The 21,791-nt window shown below is 39.0% G+C and carries 16 protein-coding genes; 10 read left to right on the plus strand and 6 right to left on the minus strand.

Annotated elements, in window-relative coordinates; all coding sequences use genetic code 11:
• Positions 1 to 36: 36 nt before the first annotated feature.
• Both ACRWQL_RS19050 and ACRWQL_RS19055 read right to left on the minus strand, forming a co-directional pair.
• Positions 37 to 1,089: a methionine synthase gene (locus ACRWQL_RS19050; protein ID WP_434951631.1), complete on the minus strand. Its 1,053-nt coding sequence runs from the start codon at positions 1,087 to 1,089 to the stop codon at positions 37 to 39.
• Positions 1,090 to 1,163: 74 nt separating this feature from the next.
• A complete protein-coding gene (locus tag ACRWQL_RS19055) occupies positions 1,164 to 2,138 on the minus strand; it encodes a DUF1852 domain-containing protein (RefSeq protein WP_434926273.1) in 975 nt (324 codons plus the stop codon).
• A gap of 658 nt (positions 2,139 to 2,796) precedes the next feature.
• On the opposite strand from ACRWQL_RS19055, the gene ACRWQL_RS19060 reads away from it, so the two are divergent.
• From ACRWQL_RS19060 to ACRWQL_RS19070, 3 genes are all read left to right on the plus strand, one after another.
• Positions 2,797 to 6,213, plus strand: coding sequence for an EAL domain-containing protein (locus ACRWQL_RS19060; protein WP_434951633.1), 3,417 nt, complete (start codon positions 2,797 to 2,799; stop codon positions 6,211 to 6,213).
• A gap of 323 nt (positions 6,214 to 6,536) precedes the next feature.
• Positions 6,537 to 7,412: a diguanylate cyclase domain-containing protein gene (locus tag ACRWQL_RS19065; protein WP_434951635.1), complete on the plus strand. Its 876-nt coding sequence runs from the start codon at positions 6,537 to 6,539 to the stop codon at positions 7,410 to 7,412.
• A 165-nt stretch (positions 7,413 to 7,577) separates the two neighbouring features.
• A complete protein-coding gene (locus ACRWQL_RS19070; RefSeq protein ID WP_434951637.1) occupies positions 7,578 to 8,543 on the plus strand; it encodes a Gfo/Idh/MocA family protein in 966 nt (321 codons plus the stop codon).
• 55 nt (positions 8,544 to 8,598) lie between these two features.
• Here the strand turns inward: ACRWQL_RS19070 and ACRWQL_RS19075 are convergent, their stop codons facing one another.
• The gene (locus ACRWQL_RS19075; protein WP_434951639.1) at positions 8,599 to 9,390 is read right to left on the minus strand and encodes a hypothetical protein; all 792 of its coding nucleotides are present in this window, start codon (positions 9,388 to 9,390) and stop codon (positions 8,599 to 8,601) included.
• Between the two features lie 382 nt (positions 9,391 to 9,772).
• Between ACRWQL_RS19075 and ACRWQL_RS19080 the strand changes: the two genes are divergently transcribed.
• From ACRWQL_RS19080 to ACRWQL_RS19095, 4 genes are all read left to right on the plus strand, one after another.
• Positions 9,773 to 10,753 (plus strand): permease, encoded by a 981-nt coding sequence (locus ACRWQL_RS19080; protein WP_434926267.1) that lies wholly within the window; start codon positions 9,773 to 9,775, stop codon positions 10,751 to 10,753.
• A gap of 10 nt (positions 10,754 to 10,763) precedes the next feature.
• Positions 10,764 to 11,000, plus strand: a complete 237-nt coding sequence (locus tag ACRWQL_RS19085) for a thioredoxin family protein (RefSeq protein ID WP_434926266.1) — start codon at positions 10,764 to 10,766, stop codon at positions 10,998 to 11,000.
• A 264-nt stretch (positions 11,001 to 11,264) separates the two neighbouring features.
• A complete protein-coding gene (locus ACRWQL_RS19090; protein ID WP_434951640.1) occupies positions 11,265 to 12,149 on the plus strand; it encodes an alpha/beta fold hydrolase in 885 nt (294 codons plus the stop codon).
• Between the two features lie 78 nt (positions 12,150 to 12,227).
• A complete protein-coding gene (locus ACRWQL_RS19095; RefSeq protein WP_434937903.1) occupies positions 12,228 to 12,914 on the plus strand; it encodes a pseudouridine synthase in 687 nt (228 codons plus the stop codon).
• A 127-nt stretch (positions 12,915 to 13,041) separates the two neighbouring features.
• Here the strand turns inward: ACRWQL_RS19095 and ACRWQL_RS19100 are convergent, their stop codons facing one another.
• Both ACRWQL_RS19100 and ACRWQL_RS19105 read right to left on the minus strand, forming a co-directional pair.
• The gene (locus ACRWQL_RS19100; protein WP_434951642.1) at positions 13,042 to 15,282 is read right to left on the minus strand and encodes a peptidase U32 family protein; all 2,241 of its coding nucleotides are present in this window, start codon (positions 15,280 to 15,282) and stop codon (positions 13,042 to 13,044) included.
• Between the two features lie 285 nt (positions 15,283 to 15,567).
• Positions 15,568 to 17,157 (minus strand): ABC-F family ATPase, encoded by a 1,590-nt coding sequence (locus tag ACRWQL_RS19105; RefSeq protein ID WP_434926262.1) that lies wholly within the window; start codon positions 17,155 to 17,157, stop codon positions 15,568 to 15,570.
• Between the two features lie 381 nt (positions 17,158 to 17,538).
• Between ACRWQL_RS19105 and ACRWQL_RS19110 the strand changes: the two genes are divergently transcribed.
• Positions 17,539 to 18,120, plus strand: a complete 582-nt coding sequence (locus ACRWQL_RS19110) for a GNAT family N-acetyltransferase (RefSeq protein WP_434951644.1) — start codon at positions 17,539 to 17,541, stop codon at positions 18,118 to 18,120.
• 60 nt (positions 18,121 to 18,180) lie between these two features.
• On the plus strand, positions 18,181 to 18,423 hold the full coding sequence (locus tag ACRWQL_RS19115; RefSeq protein ID WP_434951646.1) for a DUF3624 domain-containing protein: 243 nt from the start codon (positions 18,181 to 18,183) through the stop codon (positions 18,421 to 18,423).
• A 156-nt stretch (positions 18,424 to 18,579) separates the two neighbouring features.
• Here the strand turns inward: ACRWQL_RS19115 and ACRWQL_RS19120 are convergent, their stop codons facing one another.
• Positions 18,580 to 19,083 carry a DUF2062 domain-containing protein gene (locus ACRWQL_RS19120; protein WP_434951648.1) on the minus strand — a complete coding sequence of 168 codons (504 nt, stop codon included), beginning with the start codon at positions 19,081 to 19,083 and terminating at the stop codon, positions 18,580 to 18,582.
• A 31-nt stretch (positions 19,084 to 19,114) separates the two neighbouring features.
• Between ACRWQL_RS19120 and ACRWQL_RS19125 the strand changes: the two genes are divergently transcribed.
• Complete coding sequence (locus ACRWQL_RS19125; RefSeq protein ID WP_434951650.1) at positions 19,115 to 21,787, plus strand: DNA internalization-related competence protein ComEC/Rec2; 2,673 nt, start codon at positions 19,115 to 19,117, stop codon at positions 21,785 to 21,787.
• Positions 21,788 to 21,791: the final 4 nt, after the last annotated feature.

Here is a 21,791-nt window from a genome sequence, read left to right on the forward strand (position 1 = left end):
CCATTTTTTTACTGTAAAACACAGAAATACATAGCGCTAAATTGTCTTGGCCAAAAGCTCTTGTCTAACGATTTCAGCACCTGCACTTAAGGCATTGAGTTTACCTTTTGCCACTTGATGAGATAAGGGTGTCATGCCGCAGTTGGTACAAGGGTAAAGCTTATCAGCATCGACAAATTGAAGTGCTTTTCGCAGAGTATTTGCCACTTCCTCTGGCGTTTCTATGGTATTGCTTGCTACATCAATCGCACCAACCATGACTTTCTTACCGCGAATGAGTTCAAGGAGCTCCATCGGCACATGGGAGTTGTGACATTCAAGTGAGATAATATCGATATTTGATTTTTGCAGTTTGGGAAACGCTTCTTCATATTGACGCCACTCAGAGCCCAAGGTTTTTTTCCAATCGGTATTAGCTTTGATGCCATAACCATAACAAATATGGACCGCGGTTTCGCATTTTAGCCCTTCAATGGCTCTTTCTAAGCACGCTATGCCCCAGTCATTTACCTCATCAAAAAACACATTAAATGCTGGTTCGTCAAATTGAATAATATCAACACCCGCAGCTTCTAATTCTTTGGCTTCTTGATTCAATATAATGGCAAATTCCCAGGCAAGTTTTTCACGACTTTTATAATGATCATCATAAAGTGTATCTATCATTGTCATAGGGCCTGGTAGCGCCCATTTTATTGGTTGCGTGGTTTGCTGACGCAAAAATTTGGCGTCTTCAACAAAAACCGACTTTTGACGGCTCACTGGACCAACAACCGTGGGAACGCTGGCATCATAACGGTCACGAATTTTAACGGTTTTACGTTTTTGAAAATCAACGCCATTGAGGTGCTCAATAAAGGTGGTCACAAAATGTTGGCGTGTTTGCTCGCCATCACTGACAATATCAATACCTGCTCGCTGTTGATCGTGTAACGATAAACGCAGTGCGTCTTGTTTGCCAGCAGCTAACTCATCACCTTGTAATTTCCAAGGAGACCATAGTGTTTCAGGCTCTGCTAGCCATAGAGGTTTAGGTAAACTGCCTGCCGTTGAAGTGGGTAGTAGTATGTGTTTTTTTAATGTTTTCATTATATTGATACCGTAAATTTTGACTAACGTAACCACTGAGCTAAGCGGTTAAACCGTGCGAATAAATATATAAATTACGCATAATTAGCTGACCATTGCTCAAGTACAGTTTGATACGGTTTGATAAAATACTCCGCAGCAAATTTCCCTTGTTCCGTAGCAAGTTGGCTACGTTCTGCGCGATCATAAACAATTTGCGTCAGTGAATGATCTAGATTTTTCAAATTCGGTTGATAGCATTTCCCCGCCACGGCATTGGCATTATAAATCTCTGGTCGATAGATTTTTTGAAAGGTGCCCATTGTGCTTATGGTGCTTATCAGCTCAAGATGAGTGTAATCATTGAGTAAATCACCAAAGAAGTAAAAAGCTAACGGCGCGACACTATTTGGCGGCATAAAATAACGAACCTGCAAGCCCATTTTTTGGAAGTATTGTTCAGTTAATGACGATTCATTCGGCTGGTATTCAACCCCTAATACCGGGTGTTGGTTTTCAGTGCGATGATATGTCTTGTTATCCGAAACACTGAGGCAGATAACCGGTGGCTTAGTGAAGTGCTGTTTATAGGTATCTGAGTTAACGAAATATTTAAACAGTTTACCATGCAGTTCACCAAAGTTTTCTGGGATGCTAAATTGGGGCTGATCTTTGTTATGATCTGGCAGTAATACGCTAAAATCATAGTCGCGAACATAAGAAGAAAAGTTATTGCCGACTATGCCTTCAATACGTCTATTGGTTTTGCTATCAACAATATTGGTTTTCAAAATTTCAATCGAAGGGAAGGCTTGGCCACTGCCTGAAATGTCCATATTAACGGAAATAATTTCAAGTTCTACTGTATAGCGATCGCCTTTTGGATTATCCCAATGGGCTAATGCATTAAAACTATTATCAATCATCTTCAACGCGTTGCGTAAATTGGCCTGACGATAGCTGCCTCTGGCTAAGTTAGCAAAGTTGGTAGTGATACGGGTTTTGTCTGAAGGGTGGTAATTCTCATCAAGACAAATGCTGTTAATTGAAAATGTAAAATTATTATTCATGGCGATTTAGTATCCATTCTATGATTTCAAACCTGAGTTCATGCATTGTGCTTCTAGACATTTTTTATCTACTGATCTGATTTTCTCAGTCAGTTGTCTTACAGTCTTTTAGGTTTTTCGCCTGATGACTTAGTTAAGGAGCAGTTGTAAGTTTGTCTAGTGTTTTGCGCTGAGTAAGTTATACGTGGTTCGGTACATGAACAAAAACGGTATTATTTCACTTCAAACATGAGTCATATTCATGTTGTTTCTGTTTGAATATTAATGTGGGTGTCAGCCGGTTGAGGTTATATTTATTAGCTGGATTAGTGCATAATTTGATTGGCAGATTTGTGTAAGTAGCTGATTTTATGGGTGTATTTTTTGTTGGTGATTGTTATTGATTAAATTTTGCATTTCGCTTTGCGGTAAGATTTCTTTAGCTTGTATGATGGATCTTGTTTAAACTCGGGGTTATTAAGTGATAAAAAATGCGCCGTAAATGGAACTCCTGCCTTTTGTGGTAAGCATAGATGTTTTTCTCTAACTGTTTGTTAACATTCAATCAACTCTGCTAAAGTTAAGCCATAATGCTTTATATAATATGTCTAAAGCATAATTTAAGCTCAGTTACCGCACTTTTGTGGCGTTTCTAGTGCACTTTTTACAGGGAACTTGAATGATAAAGCTCTTAGCAAGTTTGAAGCAATCTATTGTTAGTCATACCTTGATGGCGGTTGGTGTTCGAATTTTATTAGTGATCAGCATATTAACCACCATAAGTTATTTTCATATATTCTCCGAGATAGAGTCGACCAAGTTAGCTGAATTCCAATCTTTTACCCAAGAAAGGGTGGCTAGAGAAAGCCAAATTTTCACTTTGGCAGAAGACAACCACAAATTACTAAAGCAAGATATTCTGAATTCTTATCAGCCATCAAATAAAGCAGCGATGTTGTCCCTTTTCGATCAAGACTTCATTCGCCAGAGCGATCAAGCGGTGCGTTTTAATCCAAAATTATTCGATGCAAATGAACGTGCGGGGGTTTGGATTGCAAAAGATGTCCAATTAACTGACGAGCTTAAATACCGTGCAAGTTTACTTAATACACTCGTCAGCGATTATGGCAAAAGCTGGCGCAATCGCTTCATTAATACTTATGCTTATGGTACTGAAAACTTTGCCGCCATTTATTGGCCAGAAATTCCTGATTTTACCTATCGATTAGCCGCTGATTTTGATATTCGTTTGGAAGAGTATTTTACCATTTCGATTGAAAAAAATAATCCAGAGAAAAAGACGGTTTGGACAGGCGTTTACCTTGATAAACAATCTGATATTTGGATGGTTTCAATAGAAACGCCTATATATTATCAGCAGCAACACATAGCCACCATTGGCAATGACATGTCTTTGGATGAACTGTTCCAAAGAACGATTAATCAGGCTCCCCAAGGGGCGTATAACCTTATTTTTCGTCACGATGGTCGCTTGATTGCACATCACAATTACATTGAACAACTTAAAGCGGCTGATGGTCAGTTTATTATTAATCGGGATGGTAACGATTCATTAAAATCAATTTATCAAGCGGTAATTAATGCAGAACCGAGCCAAAAAATGATTGAATTGACACAGATAGATTCTTATTTAATGGTCAGTAAGCTATCAGGCCCTGGTTGGTATTATGTCAGTGTTATACCTAAGGCCCTGGTGAGTAATGTGGCTTCTAGTACGGCAATAATTGTATTTATTTCAGGGTTTATTGCACTTGGAATTGAGTTGCTGGTGCTATTTTTTGTGATGAGAAAGAAAATTACCCAGCCTTTATCAAAACTTAATCATGCCACCCTCGCATTATCTAGAGGTGAACAAGCAGGAAAGTTAGATGATCTTCGCCCAGATGAATTGGGGCGTCTTGCCAGTGCGTTTAATGCAATGAATCATAATTTAATTAAACGTGACAATCAGCTGGCGACTGCAAATAAAGTACTGGAAACACAATTACATCAAATACAGTTAAGTCAAAGTAACCTTGCTAATGCGCAAGCTGCTGCGCGTTTAGGGAGTTGGCAGTATGACACTGTAACTAAACAATTAATCCTGTCAAAAGAGCTGGTTAAATTATTGGAGTTAAATTCATCTCAAGTAGCAACGCTCAATATCGAAGGATTATTTAATCGGTTAGGCAAAAGTGTTAATGGACCCATATCAGATGTGTTTAAGCAGTTTATCGAACATGGTGTTGCTTTTAGTATGAGTCATGAGTTAATTAGCATTAATGATAAGCATGATCGCAGTTATGTTCATTCAACAGGACAGGTTGAGCAAGATGGACTGCGTTTGACTGGTACAGTACAAGATCTAAGTGAGCAACATAAAGCGGAACAAGCTAAAAAACAAAGTGAGCAGTTGTTCCGTAACGTGTTTCATAATTCGACTATTAGCATGGCTGTGGTAGGACTTGATGGCAAAATATTACAAGCTAATAACACACTCTGCAAAACGTTCGGCTATACCTATGATGAAATCAACCTGTTAAATTATGTCGATTTACTTCAGCCAAGTGAACGTGAATTAGGTTACAAACAATTAGAGCTTATTCGTCATGCACAAGCGAAGTCATTTGATACAGAAATAACCTTGGTCTGTAAAAATGGTACAGAACTTTGCTGTTATATTAATGTTTTTGTTCAAAAAAATATCGATGGCCTAGCCGACTATATTTTTATTCAGTGCATTGATATTAGCTTAAGAAAACAAGCTGAACTTAAATTAAATCAGTTAGCTTTTCATGACCCTTTGACTCATTTAGCTAACAGAACATTATTTATTGAATTTCTGACCAAGGCAGTAAGGCAGTATAAACGTGATGCTGAACACAATTTTGCTCTGTTGTTTCTTGATTTAGATGGATTTAAATTAGTCAATGATAGTTTAGGTCACTTAGAAGGCGATAAATTACTCGTTGCGATCGCTGAAAGGTTGAGTCATGAAATACGTAATTCAGATACTCTGGCAAGATTTGGTGGCGATGAATTTTGTATATTAATGGAGTGTATTACAAATGAAGATCAGGTGGTTAAACTTGCCGAGCGTATTAATAGGTCACTTAATAAACCCTTTATGTTAAATAATGAGTCTGTTGTGACCAATGCTAGTATCGGTATTGTTTTGGCGAGCAAAGAGCTACTTGATGCGCAAGAATATTTACGTGATGCAGACAGTGCTATGTACCATGCAAAGCGTGAAGGCCGAGGGGGTTATGCAATCTTTAATGAAGATATGCATATGATGGCGAAAAATCAGTTAAGGTTGCGTAATGAGTTAAGTCAGGCTGTAGATGAAAAGCAATTTATTGCTTATTTTCAACCAATTATAAAATCTAGTACAGGCCATGTAGCCGGTTTTGAGGCATTAGTTCGTTGGTTGCACCCAACCAAAGGATTGATTGAGCCGATAAAGTTTTTAGGTATAGCTGAAGAGATGCGAAGGATAGCTGAAATTGATTATCTGGTTATTGATCAAGCATTAGGCCAAATAACCCAATGGCGTGAACAGTTAAAACGCGATGATTTAACCGTGAGTTGTAATGCGTCGAGTGACTTAATCTCAACTTATCATGTTGTTGATAAACTCAAAGCACTTTTAGACAAGCATGGATTGCCCGCACACTGCCTTAATATTGAAGTCACTGAAAGTGTATTAATTAATGATCCAGAAACAACGATGAAAATATTATATCAACTGCAGGCCATCGGAATTAATATTCATTTAGACGACTTTGGCACTGGTTTTTCTTCGCTGAGTTATTTACATCGTTTTCCCATTCATAACATAAAGATTGATCGCAGTTTTGTTAGTCGGTTAATGGATAGTGAAAAAGATCATGCCATTGTTGAAAGTATAGTGTTGTTAGCTAATCGCCTCGGAATTGCAATAACAGCAGAAGGGGTAGAAACAAAAGCGCAATATCAGGCATTACAAAAAATTGGTGCAACCAAAACTCAGGGTTATTACCACAGTAAACCAGTAGACTCAGATTCAGCGATGACGCTATTACTGGCTGATACAAAGCAACTTACCGAATTCTAATTAGTGGATGTTAATTGTTGCACATTGGAGATAAAATTTTTGGTGAAAATCTCTCATTAGCCTATTCTTTAGTTATATGAAAAGTCATATTTTTTGCGTTAATTCAACAAGGCACCAGTGACATTTAAATTAAACTGTTTGATTATGCTAAGTTGTATGACTATGACTATGACTATGACTATGAATATGGATAGTAAAGTGGAAATATCTGTTTTGGTCAGTGTTGCGCAGACAGTAACAATATTCAAGATTAAGTCATTTTTATTCGTTAATCAACATACAGCCTTAACCAACCAATTAGTTTTTGCAATGATGGACAAATAATGATTTCTGATACGCTTAAACAACGAGCTCAGGCATTCGACTATTTATTTGATGCAGTGGTTGTCACTGATATGCAGGGTATTATAGCGGATTGGAATAAAGGCTCTGAAGCCCTATATGGCTACTCTAAAGCTGAGGCTATCGGCCAGCCTGTGAATATTTTGCATGTGCCCGAAGACAGCGATCATATCTCTTCTGAAGTGATATCTGCGGTAGAGAAGCAAGGTAAATGGACTGGTGAAGTAAGAATGCGGCATAAAAATGGCAATATTGGCTGGGTTGAGTCTATATGTGTGCCTATTTATGATTCAACTAACCAGATGATTGGCGCATTAGGGATCAATAGAAATATTACTGAGCGTATCATCGAAACTAAGCGGCTTGAGCATTTAGCGCATTACGACTCCTTGACAAAAATTCCTAATCGTTATTTAGTACTTGATCGCTTAGAGCATTTAATCGCGCAAAGTGAGCGAAATAGCCTCCGCTTTGCGCTGTTTTATATTGATTTAGATAAATTCAAAATCATTAATGACACAAAAGGTCATGCGTTTGGAGATAAAGTATTACTCGAAACCGCACAACGGCTTAAACGATCTATTCGTCACGCCGATACGGTTGCAAGAATTGGTGGAGATGAGTTTGTTCTGTTATTAGAAAACATAGCAAGTGAGGACGTTATTTCGTCAATGATTGATACTTTATCTAACAAGCTAAGCCAAATTTATACCATTAATGGTAAGCCGTTTGAGGTGAATTGCAGTATTGGTGTCGCAATTTATCCGGATGATGGCACCACGTCAGATGCCTTGCTTGCCTGTGCGGATAAAGCTATGTATAAATGTAAAAAACAACATCAAAATATTGAATGTTAATTCAACATTTAATGCTATTTCATGTGTATTTTTTATATGACAACATCACCCACTCTTTATAAGTTCTGGTAGCAGCACTTAATCAAAAGTATCGATATATTATGTCCCACAGAATCCTTCTGTATCATAATTGAGATAACCATCTCAATACTATTAAGGACGTAAATGAGTAAGTTAAATTGGGGAATTGTCAGTACGGGCAGAATTGCTGCTTTGTTTTGTCAAGATATAGCCTTTGCTGAAAACAATCATTTATATGCAGTAGCTGCTAGAACTCAAGATGATGCTGATGTATTTGCGCAGCAATATCATGTAGAGAAAGCTTATCAGGGCTATCAAACCCTGTTTGACGATCCTGATGTTGATATCGTGTATATTGCAACGCCACATAATTTTCACTTCCAGCAAACCTATGATGCGTTAATGGCCGGGAAACATGTGCTGTGTGAAAAGCCGATGACAGTTTCGGTTGAAGAATGTCAAATATTGGTCGATTTAGCTAAAGCGAAAAACTTGCTGTTGATGGAGGCGTTGTGGACTTACTTTTTACCCGCCCTTAAACATGCTAAACAGTGGTTAGATGATGGCCTAAATGGTCAGCTAAAGCATATCAAAGTTGATTTTGGCTATCCTATTCCATTTAATCCTGATGATCGAGCCTATAATCCGCAGTTGGCTGGTGGTTGCTTGTTAGATATGGGGATTTATCCTTTGGCAATTTCTAATTACTTTCTTGATGCTGATATAGGCAATCTTTATGTTCAAGCACATTGCTGTGAAACGGGCGTGGAAGATGATGTCATTATCATAGCAAAAAGCGAGCAGGTGATGGTGAGTTTAGCCGCATCGTTTCAGTGCCGTTTGTCGAACAATGCTTATATAATTGGTGATAAAGGTTACATCATTATTCCAGATGCCTTTAGGGCGAGTAAATGTCACTTGTATCATCTTGATGAGCAAGTCGATACCTTTTCTGACAACAGGCAATCGCTAGGTTATCATTTTGAAGCAGAAGAGGCTTACAGACTAATTGAGAATGGCATATTTGAAAGTAAGGTGGTGTCACATCGACACAGTTTGCTGTTGCAATCACAAATGGCAAAAGTAAAATCACTGATTAATAAAAGTTGATTTTCAGGCTGTTTGCCGGGACATTCAATGACAACTTTGATTGATTTAGTTGTTGTCAGTCAATCTTTGTTAGATCAACAGGTAATAGAAATGTTTTATACTTTTGCATGCTGTCTTGCCAATCTGGGTTGTTGCTAAGTAACACAATAAGAGGATTAATTGCCTTAAATTGAGTACTGAGTGCTTTGGGAGCCAGAATATGACGAGTATATTTGTCGTGAGGCTTAGAAGATAAGTAAAGTTGTTGATTTTTTTCGAGTAAGCCTTGGTAGTAAATGGATGTTGCTCTAGACACAATAGCAAAGTCAAAACGTTTTTTGATAAGCATATTAATCAGTTGTGATTCGTTAGAAGTGTCAATGCGAGTCATTAAGCCGTCAGCGACGAGTTTGTCTATAGTGTGATAACGAAAACCCAATATGCCCCCGACGACTTTACCGTACAAAGCTTGCTTATTAACAAATTCGACAGGATTAATTAGATGAGAAATTATATCATCTTGATCGCGCATTAGTGGCTCTGACCATAAATAAGTTGTTTTATCTTTGTCTTTAAACCAAAAAGGGTTTACGCCGATAACCATACCGTCAAATTTCTGTGTCTCGAGCAAATGATTAAGACGTTTTCGAGGAATGTAAGACACGCTGAAATGGTAATCTTGTTGCTGTTGGTTAAAAAAATGTGCCACATCATAAAGCAGGCCTATTTCATTTTTACTATCAATTACATAAGGCGGCATATAGTGATAGGTATACAGTGATATATCTTGGCGTGTGTGTTTGCTTGTGGATGTTTCTCCCCACGCACTAAAACAGCTTAATAGTGTTATTAGTAAAATAAGTTTCAATCTGCACTCCTTTCCAGGTTGAGTTATTTACATCAATTTATCATTTCATCACATAAATCAAGCTCAATAACCAAGCAATCCTATGCATTGTTTTATACTAGCCTATGGTAACCAAGTTAGCACATTCTAATGTTGTAATTAAACCAAGATATTTTCATAAACAACACTGTTAATCTCTAAACTGCGATCCCTAATACATAATCTATTTAGTATTGTTGCTATATCTAAGTAACAAGATAAGCATAAGTGACTGACTAATAGGCTCATTAGGTCTTAACATTATCAATATTAGTTTCTTTGCATAATAAATGCTCAACATACCAGTGTTTGGTTTAAACGTTTTACGACTGAATTGACCTTTAAATGTGTATTGAGAGGTTTTATGTTATCCCTATTTACCACATTAGCTGATTGGCTAGTATTTTCAGTATTGGGTTTGGTTCCCGGAACTAAACTCGGCGATGCGATTCAGTTTTTTATTGAAGACACCACTAAGATATTCTTCCTGCTAGTATTGATGATTTACGTCATAGCGTTGATCCGTGCTTCACTCAATATTAACCGGGTACGTGATTATTTAGCCTCAAAAAATAAATTTATGGGTTATTTAATGGGGTCAACATTCGGCGCTATCACCCCTTTTTGTTCCTGCTCCAGCATACCGATTTTTCTGGGATTCACATCCGCGGGAATACCTGTAGGTATTACCATGTCGTTTCTCATCACGTCACCGCTTATAAACGAAGTGGCAGTTCTATTGTTGTTAAGTTTAGTTGGATGGCAAATAACTGTTATTTATATTCTAGTAGGTATGGCAATAGGTATTGCTGCGGGGATGTTTCTTGATCTCATTCGGGCTGAAAAAATGTTACAGCCATTTGCACTTAAGGCATATCAAACCGCAAATCAGCCAGATAGCCCTCAGAAAACTCATACTAAGTTGACGTTTAAAGCACGGCACGATTTTGCCAAAGCGGAGTTGTTAGATATTTTAACTCGGGTATGGAAATGGGTTTTTATTGGGGTAGGATTAGGCGCAGCTTTACATGGTTTTGTCCCTGACTTGTGGTTTGCTGCCAATTTAGGTAGCGGCCAATGGTGGTCTGTGCCAATGGCGGTGTTAGCTGGCATTCCTCTGTATTCAAATGCAACTGGGATTATTCCAGTTATGGAAAGTTTAATCATTAAAGGGCTTCCGCTTGGTACAACATTAGCATTCTGTATGAGTACCGTTGCAGCAAGCTTTCCTGAATTTATCTTGTTAAAGCAAGTCATGACCTGGAAGTTACTGACTATCATTTTTATGCTTTTACTCGTTTCATTCACCCTTGTTGGGTGGATAATTAATGTTATTTATATTTAATGGTGGCCTTATGAAAAAAATTGAAGTGCTTGGCAGCGGATGTGCAAAATGTGTCAAAACGGCAGCATTAATTCAGGCAGTTGCAGATGATTGTGGCGTGACAGTTAGCGTGGTTAAAGAGCCAAGTCTTGAGGTATTACTTAAACATAATGTAATGAGTACGCCCGCGGTTGTAATAGATAATCAATTAGTGCACACAGGGTCTATACCGGATAAAGACGCGGTTCAGAAATGGTTGCTAAAATAGACTCACTGTAATGGCAGCCATAAATGGATTTACAAAGCCATGTGCAGGATTATATCTGACGAATGGGTGAGTTCGTCTCCGTATCAGGCTTAATGTTTTATTTATCTTATACTTGCGTCTTTAATGGTTCCATCAGTAGAATGTCAAATCTACAACGGGTTCATTATTAAGTCGGAGTTTTCATTGAGGTTAATATTAAAATTAGTCAGCAGCCTTTTACTGTTGTTTATCATTTTTTCGACTATTTATTTTTTAGTTAATCGTGTGCCTGACCGTTCTGTCGAGCAACTTAAGCCACAATGGGCACAAACTCCATCACAGTTTATTGATATCAGGGGTATGCAGGTACACTTAAGAGATGAAGGGCCACGTGATGATGCCATCCCTATAGTGCTGTTACATGGTACAAGCTCATCGCTTCACACCTGGGATGGCTGGGTTAATGCGTTAAAAGATCATCATAGAGTTATTCGTTTTGACTTACCCGCCTTTGGATTAACAGGCCCAGCCTTAGACAGCAATTACAGTATTGAAAGTTATTCCCGTATTGTTATTGAGGTGCTTGATAAGCTCGAGGTCGACCGTGCTATTTTGGTTGGTAATTCTTTAGGAGGGTATGTGTCGTGGGCTACGGCTGTCTTTTATCCTGATCGCGTTGCGCAGTTGGTGTTGATTGATTCCAGTGGATATCCATTTCAACCAGAGTCAATCCCAATAGGCTTTAGAATTGCTAGCACGCCGATTTTAAATAAACTCATGCAACAAGTGCTACCAAGGGGACTTGTCGAAAGCAGTGTTAAAAATGTTTATGGTAATCCTGAGCTGGTCACCCCTGAGCTAGTGGAGCGATATTTTGATCTCACTACCCGATCAGGCAATAGGCAGGCCTTAACCGAGCTGTTGCCAAAACTCCGTTCCGGGCAGCTAGCATCGCGATTATCTGAGCTTAAACTGCCCACTCTGATTATTTGGGGTGAGCAAGATAGGCTTATTCCGCCTCAAATTGCAGACCAATTTCACCAGGATATTGTTGGTAGCCAACTAGTGCGCTTTAACGAACTTGGTCATGTTCCTCAGGAAGAAGACCCGCTTAAAACCGTTAATGCTTTCAAAGCCTTTTTAGCGCAACAACCAAAAGTGAATCGTTGAATATAAGTCGTTTTTCATTTGTTGTTTGTCATGACTATGAATTTAATAATGCATTAATGTTAACAGGGTAGATGTTTTATGCGGCTAGATAAATTTGTACTTAAAAGTACATTATTTACTAAAGCTCAAGTTATAGATCAAATTAGTCTTGGTAATATCAGGGTTAATGGTGTGGTGAATACTGACATGACTAGCCAGGTGCATGAAAATAACCTGATTCAATTAAATGGGCAGACGCTTACCACAAGGCCATTTCGTTATATGTTGATGCATAAACAGGCTGACACCATTTGTTCTAATGCTGATGGCCATTATCCTTCGTTACTTAATAGCATCGATGTTGCCCATAAAGACGAGCTGCATATCGCAGGGCGCCTAGATGCCGACACCACAGGGCTTGTGTTGATAACCGATGATGGACGTTGGTCATATAATATTACTCGACCAGAGTGTGTTTGCCGTAAAGTGTATCGAGTGCAGTTAGCTAAACCTATTAACCATGATGCAATAGACTTGTTTAAAATAGGCTTATTGTTGCAAGGTGAAAGTAAACCTACATTACCCGCCGAACTGGTTATTATGAGTGATACTGAGGTGCTGCTATCGATTACAGAAGGGCGATATCATCAAGTTAAAAGGATGTTCTTTGCCATAGGCAATCGCGTGAACGGCTTACATCGTCAACAAGTAGGTGAAGTGATGCTTGATATGCCAGTTGGCCAGTGGCGAGACTTAACAGCAGACGAAGTGAGTTCGTTTCAATAAGAAAATCAAACTGAAATGCTGCTAAATAAAATGTTAAAAAGGCTTTACCTGTGGAAGGTAAAGCCTTTTTGCTGAGCGGTGTAGTCATTATCAAATTTAGGTTAATACGAATAATATTAACCGGTTACTATAACCCTTGTTGGTATTGGGCATTAGTTGAAATGGTGACTAACTGCTTAAGGCTCGTTTTCGATTCAGTAATCCCTTTCAGCACGTTTTCAAAATGGCTGACTAATTCCACTTTATCTATTTTAGCTTTAGAGCCTGAGCCTATGTCGGTTAAGTCGATAAAGAACTCATCAAACAAATGCGATAAGTCTTCAACCGCGTCAATATTTAAAAATTGTTCGTGGTTATAAATACTCGGGTAACCGCCTTTTTGTTTATCAACCGCAAATGAAATGCCTTTAACATTGGTGATGGTTGTGGCTTTTTCACATTTCAGCATACAGCCATCTTCAATACTGGGCTTGTTACAGCCAACCGTTTGCTGGAAGAAGCACTGTCTGCTAGTCATCATCAAAATAGGGTGGTAAATACTGTAAAGCATTTTAAAGTTTTTCGGTCTAGCAATATTCTTAATTTGGTTACGGTTTATTTCATTTGAAATAAACGCGCCAGCGCAATTCAGTCTCTCTTGCAGCGTTAACAAAGCATATGAGTTAGTGGTATTGAGAAACGGCCCAGCAATCCACTCAATGCCCATATTGGTCGCAATAAACGCCACACCGGTATTGTTACTGACTATGCGTTTAGGCTTTACTGTTTCTAACAACCTAACGGATTCCAGATAGTCTTTCCCAATTAACACTGCCGGAAACCACGGAATTAATCTTGGGTTACGCAAAAATATGTCAATGTACTTGTTGTCATTAACTTTAAAGCTTTCAGGCAATTTAAAGTAAATGTCAGCGTCTGTGACGTCACACAAATCAACATCTTTTTCATCGCAAATAAGCAATGACAATGTTGGCTGGGTATTTAATTTGGGGTAATGGGTTAATGCCGGTAAGGTTACCGCGCCTATGTATTCTCTTTTTGTCAGCTTGAACAACAGTTGATTTTTCATCTGCGTTAGTTGGCTAAAAGGAATGCTTAAGTCACTCTCTAACCCATCAAAATTAAACGGTAATAACTCAAATTCACTTTGCTTAAGACTTTTAAAGCGTTTTACTATTGCCGCTTCGTCAATACGAGAATCTGTTGCTAATGTCAGTGTTACTGCCGATTGAATTTCAACTGTGGTGTCTTTTGTGACAGCAGTAATGGTTAAGGGCTCGTTTAGCTTACCTGAGAAATGCAGTGACAAGCTGATTTTTTCAATGCTGAGTTGGCTCACCTTATCGGCTACCAGTGAAACGATGGCATCTTTGTCTGATGACAGTGTTTGCTGCGCCTCTTGAATTTGCACCACCGAAATGGCATTACTTTTATCATTGGCATGTTTAAAGCTGTTATCGCGCGGATTGTCGATAAACATGTCTTTAGTCAGGTTGCCCTTCAAAAAAGAGTTAGTAAAGTCGCGGTTAAACACTTTATAAAGATTTGAGTCATCTGACAGCAATTTGCCTGATTCCACAAATTTATCAATTTGCTTACGCCAGCTATCCACTACCGTATGGACATATTGCGCGCCTTTAATACGACCCTCAATTTTTAATGAGTCAACTCCGGCGTCCACTAACTCAGGCAAGTCAAAATAAGCTGAATTATCTTTGAGGTTTAGTGGAAACTTATTGCCCGCAGCAGTAATGTCATATTCATCACGACACGCTTGGCTACAGCGGCCACGGTTGCCTGAGTTGCCCACACTGACTGAACTTGAATAGCACTGGCCTGAAAATGCAATACATAATGCACCGTGCACGAAGACTTCGGTTAGTACATCTAAATCATGTGCATAACGGGTGAGGCTTTTGATTTCAGCCAGATTCATTTCGCGCGACAAATTAACCCGGGTTGCGCCCACTTTGGCTAAAAAGCCAATTTGGCCTTCATTGTGGGTGGTTAATTGTGTTGACGCATGGATAAGTAAGCTAGGGAAGTGTTTGTTGACTAGGTGAAACAAAGCCAAATCTTGAACAATAATGCCATCTATGCCGGTATTAACCAGTTGATTCAGCAATTTAACCAAAGTCGGTATTTCATTTTCAAGGATCACGACATTCATGGTCAAAAAAACTTCGCATTGATATCGATGGGCTAGGGAAATAACACCAAGAAGATCATCAAACGTAAGGTTAGCGGCGCGATTTCGTGCGTTAAAGGTTTCTAAACCACAATATACCGCGTTCGCGCCAGCAATGATTGCTGCTTTAATTGCGTCAACATCGCCGCCTGGTGCGAGTAATTCGATTTTTCTATTCATGATACTTTCGCTATTTGGGTTAATGTTGCTTAAAAGAAACAGGCGTTAAAGCCAAATTAGGTGCCGACTCTTTTTATTCTTTATTGATTTTGTTGGTCTTGTTCTGCCTATAGCAAAACGGTTAATCAATATGAATCATCAATACGAGTAGGTATTCAGTGTTTACTTATCAAAACGGGAAGACTAAACGTTAGGGTAAATAAAAAGGCCTTCATTAATATTGTGATTCTTATCCCATAGTTGGATATCACAATGAAGGCCTTAATTTACTGTGTCAATTCCTGCTTACAACGGCGGTTGACTTGCAAGGTACTCATCAAATGTACCGTGGAAGTTGACCAATTTTTTATCTTTTACGTCAATAATGCGTGTTGCAAGTGATGAAACAAACTCACGATCATGGCTAACAAATATTAATGTGCCTTCAAATAATTTCAACGCTTGGTTAAGCGCTTCAATTGCTTCCATATCCATGTGGTTAGTTGGCTCGTCCATGATCAATACGTTAACGTCCATCATCATTAACTTACCGAATAACAGACGATTTTTTTCACCACCAGAACAGTTGCGCACTTTCTTGTTCGCGTCATCTTCAGTGAATAATAAACGACCCAACATGCCACGTACCATAAGGTCGTTGTGCTTAGGTGTACGCCATAATGACATCCAGTCAAATAAAGTCATGTCATTGTCAAAATCTGCGCTACTGTCCTGCGGACAATAACCAATGGCAGCATTTTCTGACCATTTAATCCGGCCATGGTTATGTTTAATTTCTTCAACTAAACAACGTAGTAGTGTTGTTTTACCCACGCCGTTTTCACCAATAATAGCCAGTTTTGAACCTGCGTCTAAAATAAGATCGCCATGTTCAAATAATACTTCATCAAAACCGTGCCCAAGCTCTTCTAACACTAATGCTTGGCGATGTAGTTTTTTACATTCAGTAAAGCGTATAGACGGGGTAATACGGCTTGATGATTTAACATCATCAAGTTTAATTTTGTCCATTTTCTTAGCGCGAGAACTGGCTTGTTTGGCTTTGGAAGCATTAGCGCCAAAGCGGTTAACGAAGTCCTGTAACTCTTCAATCTCAGCGCTCTTTTTCGCATTACCAGCCAGAAGCTGTTCACGCAATAAACTTGATTGTGCGAGGAAGTACTCATAATTACCAGGGTAAATCCGCAGTTCGCCATAATCGATGTCTGCCATGTGGGTACAAACAGAGTTTAAAAAGTGTCTGTCATGGGAAATAATAATCATGGTGCATTTGCGTTTGTTCAATTCGTTAGCAAGCCAACTAATGGTATGAATGTCCAAGTTGTTGGTGGGTTCGTCAAGTAGCAGTATGTCGGGGTTGGCAAATAATGCTTGTGCTAATAACACTCGCAATTTCCAACCTGGGGCAACCTGTGCCATCAAGCCATAGTGAAACGACTCTTCAATGCCTGCTTCTAATAGGATTTCGCCAGCGCGACTTTCAGCGCTATAACCGTCCATTTCTGCAAATTGGCTTTCTAAGTCACCGACGCGCATGCCGTCTTCATCACTCATTTCTGCCTGGGAATAAATGCTGTCACGTTCTTGTTTCACTTTCCAAAGTGCCACATCGCCCATGATCACCGCGTCAACCACGCTAAAGTTTTCGAAAGCGAATTGGTTCTGGTTCAAGGTGCCTACTTTTAAGCCTGGCGAAATTGATACATTGCCTGATGTTGGAGCCAGTTCACCACTGAGAATTTTCATGAATGTGGATTTGCCACAACCATTAGCACCAATCAAGCCATAACGATTGCCGTGGCCAAATTGCGCCGAAATGTTTTCAAACAACGGCTCTGGGCCAAACTGCATAGTAATATTTGCGGTAGAAATCAAAACATGTATCCAATTGAGTAATTACAGAATATTGATCGACAAAAAAGCGATAATCGGCTTTAGTGAGAATAAGACTGACCTGGGTGTATTAGTAGGCGCCGAATTATACAGGGAAGTAGTCAATTGTCGATTTATAATGCGATCTAGTTTGCATTATGAGGATGTGTTTTGCGGTTTATTTGTTTTATTGAATAATATATTTGCGATAAATTAACAATGGTTGAACTTTCAGCTGAATACTTAGAGGTAACCTAGTTAAACAAAGCCGGATGTTACTGATTAATAATGCCGTGTGATTCAATATTTATAGTGAGATTAATCCATTTCTGTTAGCGTTTAATCTTGTACAATTTAACCTCAAATAAGCCTAAGTAGCACGTCATGTCTAAAAATACCTTGCCTAAATCAGTCATTGCTAAAATTAGTGCCCCAAGTCTTTTATCTGAACGCTTTGTTATTCGTCGCTTCATCACGTCTGATTTAGTGGTTTTTTCTGAATATCGAAATGTTGCCGACATCGCCAAATATCAAAGTTGGACTGCATACAGTTTAGATGATGCTAAGCAGCTACTAGCACAAACGGATTACACTGATTTCGCTGTGCCAGGTAATTGGTATCAATTGGCGATTGCTGATCCATTAACCGATCAAATACTGGGTGACTTAGCGGTACATTTCATTGATGAACAACAAGTTGAAGTGGGCTTTACCGTTGCGCCACAACACCAGAACCAAGGCTTGGCAACACAAGCATTACTGGGTTTACTAGAGTATTTATTTACTGAGTTGAGGCTGCATCGTGTTATTGCAATGACTGATTGTTTAAATAAAGCCAGTATAGCAGTGTTAGAAAAAGCCAATTTTCGACAAGAAGGCCATTTTAAGCAAAATGTGATGTTTAAAGGGAAGTGGGGCGATGAATACCTTTATGCCATGCTAGCAAGTGAATTTAGTCATTGTTAAGCCAATTGGGTTATTATCTTCTTTTAGGCTCATCAACAGAATCACTTAATAAGTAATAACATGACTTGTAATCAATGTGATGAATCAATTTTTATACAAAAACTGGGACGATGCTTGCGGTGTATGGCACAGTTAACTGTACTATCTGTGATCGGCTGGCCGTTATGGTGGTGGTTTTATGCAGAACAGCCAACTAAGGTAGAATCGATAGGGTTACTTTTTTTCTGTTCAGCTTTTAGTGCGTTATTGCTACTGCATCTTCTTTTTCTAGCTTACTATGAAATTAAAAAGCGCATCACGTGAATTGCTGATAAATAGGCTTAAAGGCTGGTAATATTGGATGTTTGCTTGTGTCATCATATCAGCTTGATATCTGTTTTTAACTTAGCTTATTGCAATAGGAAATGTCAATAACTCAGTACTAAAAGTAATCTCAAAAATACACTGGCAATGTAAAGCTTATTTACGCTTTTGCCATTTAAACAAGATTGAATACTTCCATAAACTATTAATAACTAAATAGCCAATAGCAGCAAACACCACGCCTAAAACAAAGCAGCCGAGTAAAAAAGGTGGCCCTATGGTCGATATTGATGTTTCTACCCATTGCCAACTTGCTTCAAATTCAAAGGGTAACTTTTCAACCCCGAGTAATTTTACCCCTAATAAATATGCCATGTAGAACATAAATGGCATGGTGATAGGATTTGTTATCCATACTAATGCCACCGCAATTGGAATGTTAACGTTAAATAAAATGGCTAACCCGGCAGCGGCAACCATTTGAAATGGCATTGGTACCCAACCAATAAAAAGACCTACCGCAAAAGCCCCAGGGGCAGATTTACGGTTCAACACCCATAAATTGGGTTTATCCAATAATTTACCAAACACTCGCAAATATTTATGCTTTTGAAGTGTTTTTGGGTCAGGCAAAAATCTTTTTATGAATTTTTTTGGCATCTTGAGTGATTACTGTCTTTACTAGTAGCCTATGAATCGATTTATATTCGGCTTCTGTATCAGTAGCCTCATTGGATTACTTTGGCCTGTAATCCCATCGCCTTGGTGTTTACCTTTTTTATTATTCTTGGCTTTGGTCTGCCTATTCAAAGCACCTCGATTAAGTGGTGCTTTTTTTGCTGTTTTTTGGGTAAGTATCTATTTCTATTCGTTAGACTTTCAGGTGGAAGTTACACCAAAAACTAACAAAACCTTTACAGCGGAGATAGTATCACTAGTAAATCATAACCGCGACTGGATAAGCATTGATGTGCGTGTAATTGAGCCTAAATTAACCAATATTAATATATCTGGTTTATTTAAAACCATAACAGGCGATCAAATTTACCGTTTAACTTGGCAACAAGCGCCAAAAGTAGAGCTAGGTCAAATATGGCAGTTTGATTCAAAATTAAAGCCTATTACAAGTATAGCTAATCAAGGCGGTTTTAATCAGCAAAGGTATTATATTAATCGCCATATTGTCGCAAAAGGGCGAGTTAAACAGGCTGACTTGTTATCGTATCAGCCGTCTTTGCGCCAGCGTTGGTTAACTGAGTTTGCAGCCATTACCCCCAAGATAGCCAATGGTGATCTGCTACTGGCACTACTGTTTGGTGATAAAAGCCAAATATCTGATCAGCGTTGGCAGCAATTACGTCAAACGGGTACCGGCCATTTAATTGCCATTTCTGGATTACATCTGTCAGTGGTGTTTGGTTTAGTATTCGGCTTGTGCTTTTTAATGCTAACCCGGGTTAAGCTGGCGCAAATTGCTATGGGCAAAGTTAACTTGCAGTTCGGTATGTTTGCTGTTTATTTAGCATTAACTTTGGCAGTATTGTCAGCATTGGGTTACGCCTATCTTGCCGGCTTCGCTGTTGCCACTCAGCGCGCCCTGTTTATGTTGATATTCTTGGTACTGTTTAGTGTGTTAAAACAGCATCACAGTGTTTGGCAACGACTAATGTATGCCTTGGCGGGAGTGTTGTTTATTGACCCGTTATCAATGCTTAGCGCAGGTTTCTGGCTATCTTTTATTGCACTGGCCATTATCTTACGCTTTGTTGATACCTCAGTAAGTCATGCTAAAAAAGTATCCACAGATCATCATTGGCGACAAAAAGTGACAGGCTATATTGGGTCCCTGTGGTCAATTCAGTGGCGATTAGCCTTAGGTCTAGGCTTATTGCAAGCACTGTTATTTGGCACGTTATCGATTCACAGTATCTGGATAAACCTCATTGTTGTGCCTTGGTTTAGTATATTGGTTATCCCCATTGTATTGAGTAGTTTTATAGTCTGGCTGGTGTTGAGCCCCTTAATACATTCCGGCGGTCTAGCGAGTCTATTTCAGTTTTCAAGTGCCAATGAACTTAGCTTCGATAGTGTTTTATTTATTGTAGCAGACAAACTACTTGCCTCTTTTAGTCAGCTATTAACTTGGTCTAGTGACTTTAGTCATAATGTTGTTTACGTCAGTGAGTCATGGGTTGTGGCGGGTATGTTTAGTTTGCTGGGATGGACATTACTGCTGACATTTCGCTGGTCATTTAGCCGTTTACTTACTCATTCATTTAATGGCAGTAAATCAATATTCAATCAACCCGGTCAATCAAATAAGATAGCTAAAATTAATCATCATGGGATCATATTACTCACCGCTTTAGTAATGAACTTGCCATTAATACAATTGGCTATTAGCAAAATGTCGCAGATGGATAATACAGGCGGTCAAAGTCAGGTTTTTACCTTAAATGGACCAATTTATCTTCATGTACTAGATGTAGCACAAGGTTCTGCCATCGTACTTCAACAACAACACCGAGCCATGATTTATGATACCGGCGCAGCCTTTGGTGACTTTAGTTATGCTGAACGGGCAATATTGCCTTTTCTACAGGCAAGGGGCATCACCCAGTTAGATTATATTGTCATAAGCCACCATGATAATGACCACAGTGGCGGGTTAATGCCGATGTTAACGGCATTTCCCAATACCCACTTAATTGCTGATAATGGTAAGGCATTAATCAATCGAGCGGCTGACCTGGTTAACATTAATATCAGTGATTGCCATTCAGCATCATGGCAATGGGGAAGGGTACAAATATCCACTTTGTCAGATCATTTAGGCTCAGATAAAGATAACAATCAATCCTGCGTAATGATGCTGAATATCGAATTTGAGAATGATCACCTTCAAACTGTTGAACAAGGTGCAGACCATCTCGGTAAAGGTGAACTAATGTCTATACTTCTACCCGAATTAACCGCGAAGGCTTTTGCTGTATTGCTGACGGGTGATATTGAGGCGAAAAGAGAGCAAAGTTTAATATCAAACAAGCAACAGATAGATGCTGATATTGTGTTTGTGCCGCACCATGGCAGCCGTACTTCATCTACCGACACTTTTATTGATGCCGTGTCACCACAATTAGCCATAGTGAATGCGGGTTTTAATAATCAATACGGATTTCCTAAATCTGATGTGATGACGCGTTATCAACAGCGGGGGATAAAGACTCTTATCAGCGGAGAACAGGGACAAATTAGTATCAAGTTTAAACACACTGGTTATCAAATAAGCACTTATCGCAACGATTTAGCGCCATTTTGGTATAACCGTTTGTTTAGATTTGGCCAGATAGTTAAAGCAGAGTAGAATG

This window comes from Shewanella sp. HL-SH4 (assembly GCF_051164845.1).
In the GTDB taxonomy this organism is placed as follows: domain Bacteria; phylum Pseudomonadota; class Gammaproteobacteria; order Enterobacterales; family Shewanellaceae; genus Shewanella; species Shewanella glacialimarina.

What these genes read in the sequence shown, in the direction of transcription:
- ACRWQL_RS19050 (WP_434951631.1), bottom strand. Translation starts at nt 1,089, where the DNA reads ATGAAAACATTAAAAAAACACATACTACTACCCACTTCAACGGCAGGC.
- ACRWQL_RS19055 (WP_434926273.1), bottom strand. Translation starts at nt 2,138, where the DNA reads ATGAATAATAATTTTACATTTTCAATTAACAGCATTTGTCTTGATGAG.
- ACRWQL_RS19060 (WP_434951633.1), top strand. Translation starts at nt 2,797, where the DNA reads ATGATAAAGCTCTTAGCAAGTTTGAAGCAATCTATTGTTAGTCATACC.
- ACRWQL_RS19065 (WP_434951635.1), top strand. Translation starts at nt 6,537, where the DNA reads ATGATTTCTGATACGCTTAAACAACGAGCTCAGGCATTCGACTATTTA.
- ACRWQL_RS19070 (WP_434951637.1), top strand. Translation starts at nt 7,578, where the DNA reads ATGAGTAAGTTAAATTGGGGAATTGTCAGTACGGGCAGAATTGCTGCT.
- ACRWQL_RS19080 (WP_434926267.1), top strand. Translation starts at nt 9,773, where the DNA reads ATGTTATCCCTATTTACCACATTAGCTGATTGGCTAGTATTTTCAGTA.
- ACRWQL_RS19085 (WP_434926266.1), top strand. Translation starts at nt 10,764, where the DNA reads ATGAAAAAAATTGAAGTGCTTGGCAGCGGATGTGCAAAATGTGTCAAA.
- ACRWQL_RS19095 (WP_434937903.1), top strand. Translation starts at nt 12,228, where the DNA reads ATGCGGCTAGATAAATTTGTACTTAAAAGTACATTATTTACTAAAGCT.
- ACRWQL_RS19100 (WP_434951642.1), bottom strand. Translation starts at nt 15,282, where the DNA reads ATGAATAGAAAAATCGAATTACTCGCACCAGGCGGCGATGTTGACGCA.
- ACRWQL_RS19110 (WP_434951644.1), top strand. Translation starts at nt 17,539, where the DNA reads ATGTCTAAAAATACCTTGCCTAAATCAGTCATTGCTAAAATTAGTGCC.
- ACRWQL_RS19115 (WP_434951646.1), top strand. Translation starts at nt 18,181, where the DNA reads ATGACTTGTAATCAATGTGATGAATCAATTTTTATACAAAAACTGGGA.
- ACRWQL_RS19120 (WP_434951648.1), bottom strand. Translation starts at nt 19,083, where the DNA reads ATGCCAAAAAAATTCATAAAAAGATTTTTGCCTGACCCAAAAACACTT.
- ACRWQL_RS19125 (WP_434951650.1), top strand. Translation starts at nt 19,115, where the DNA reads ATGAATCGATTTATATTCGGCTTCTGTATCAGTAGCCTCATTGGATTA.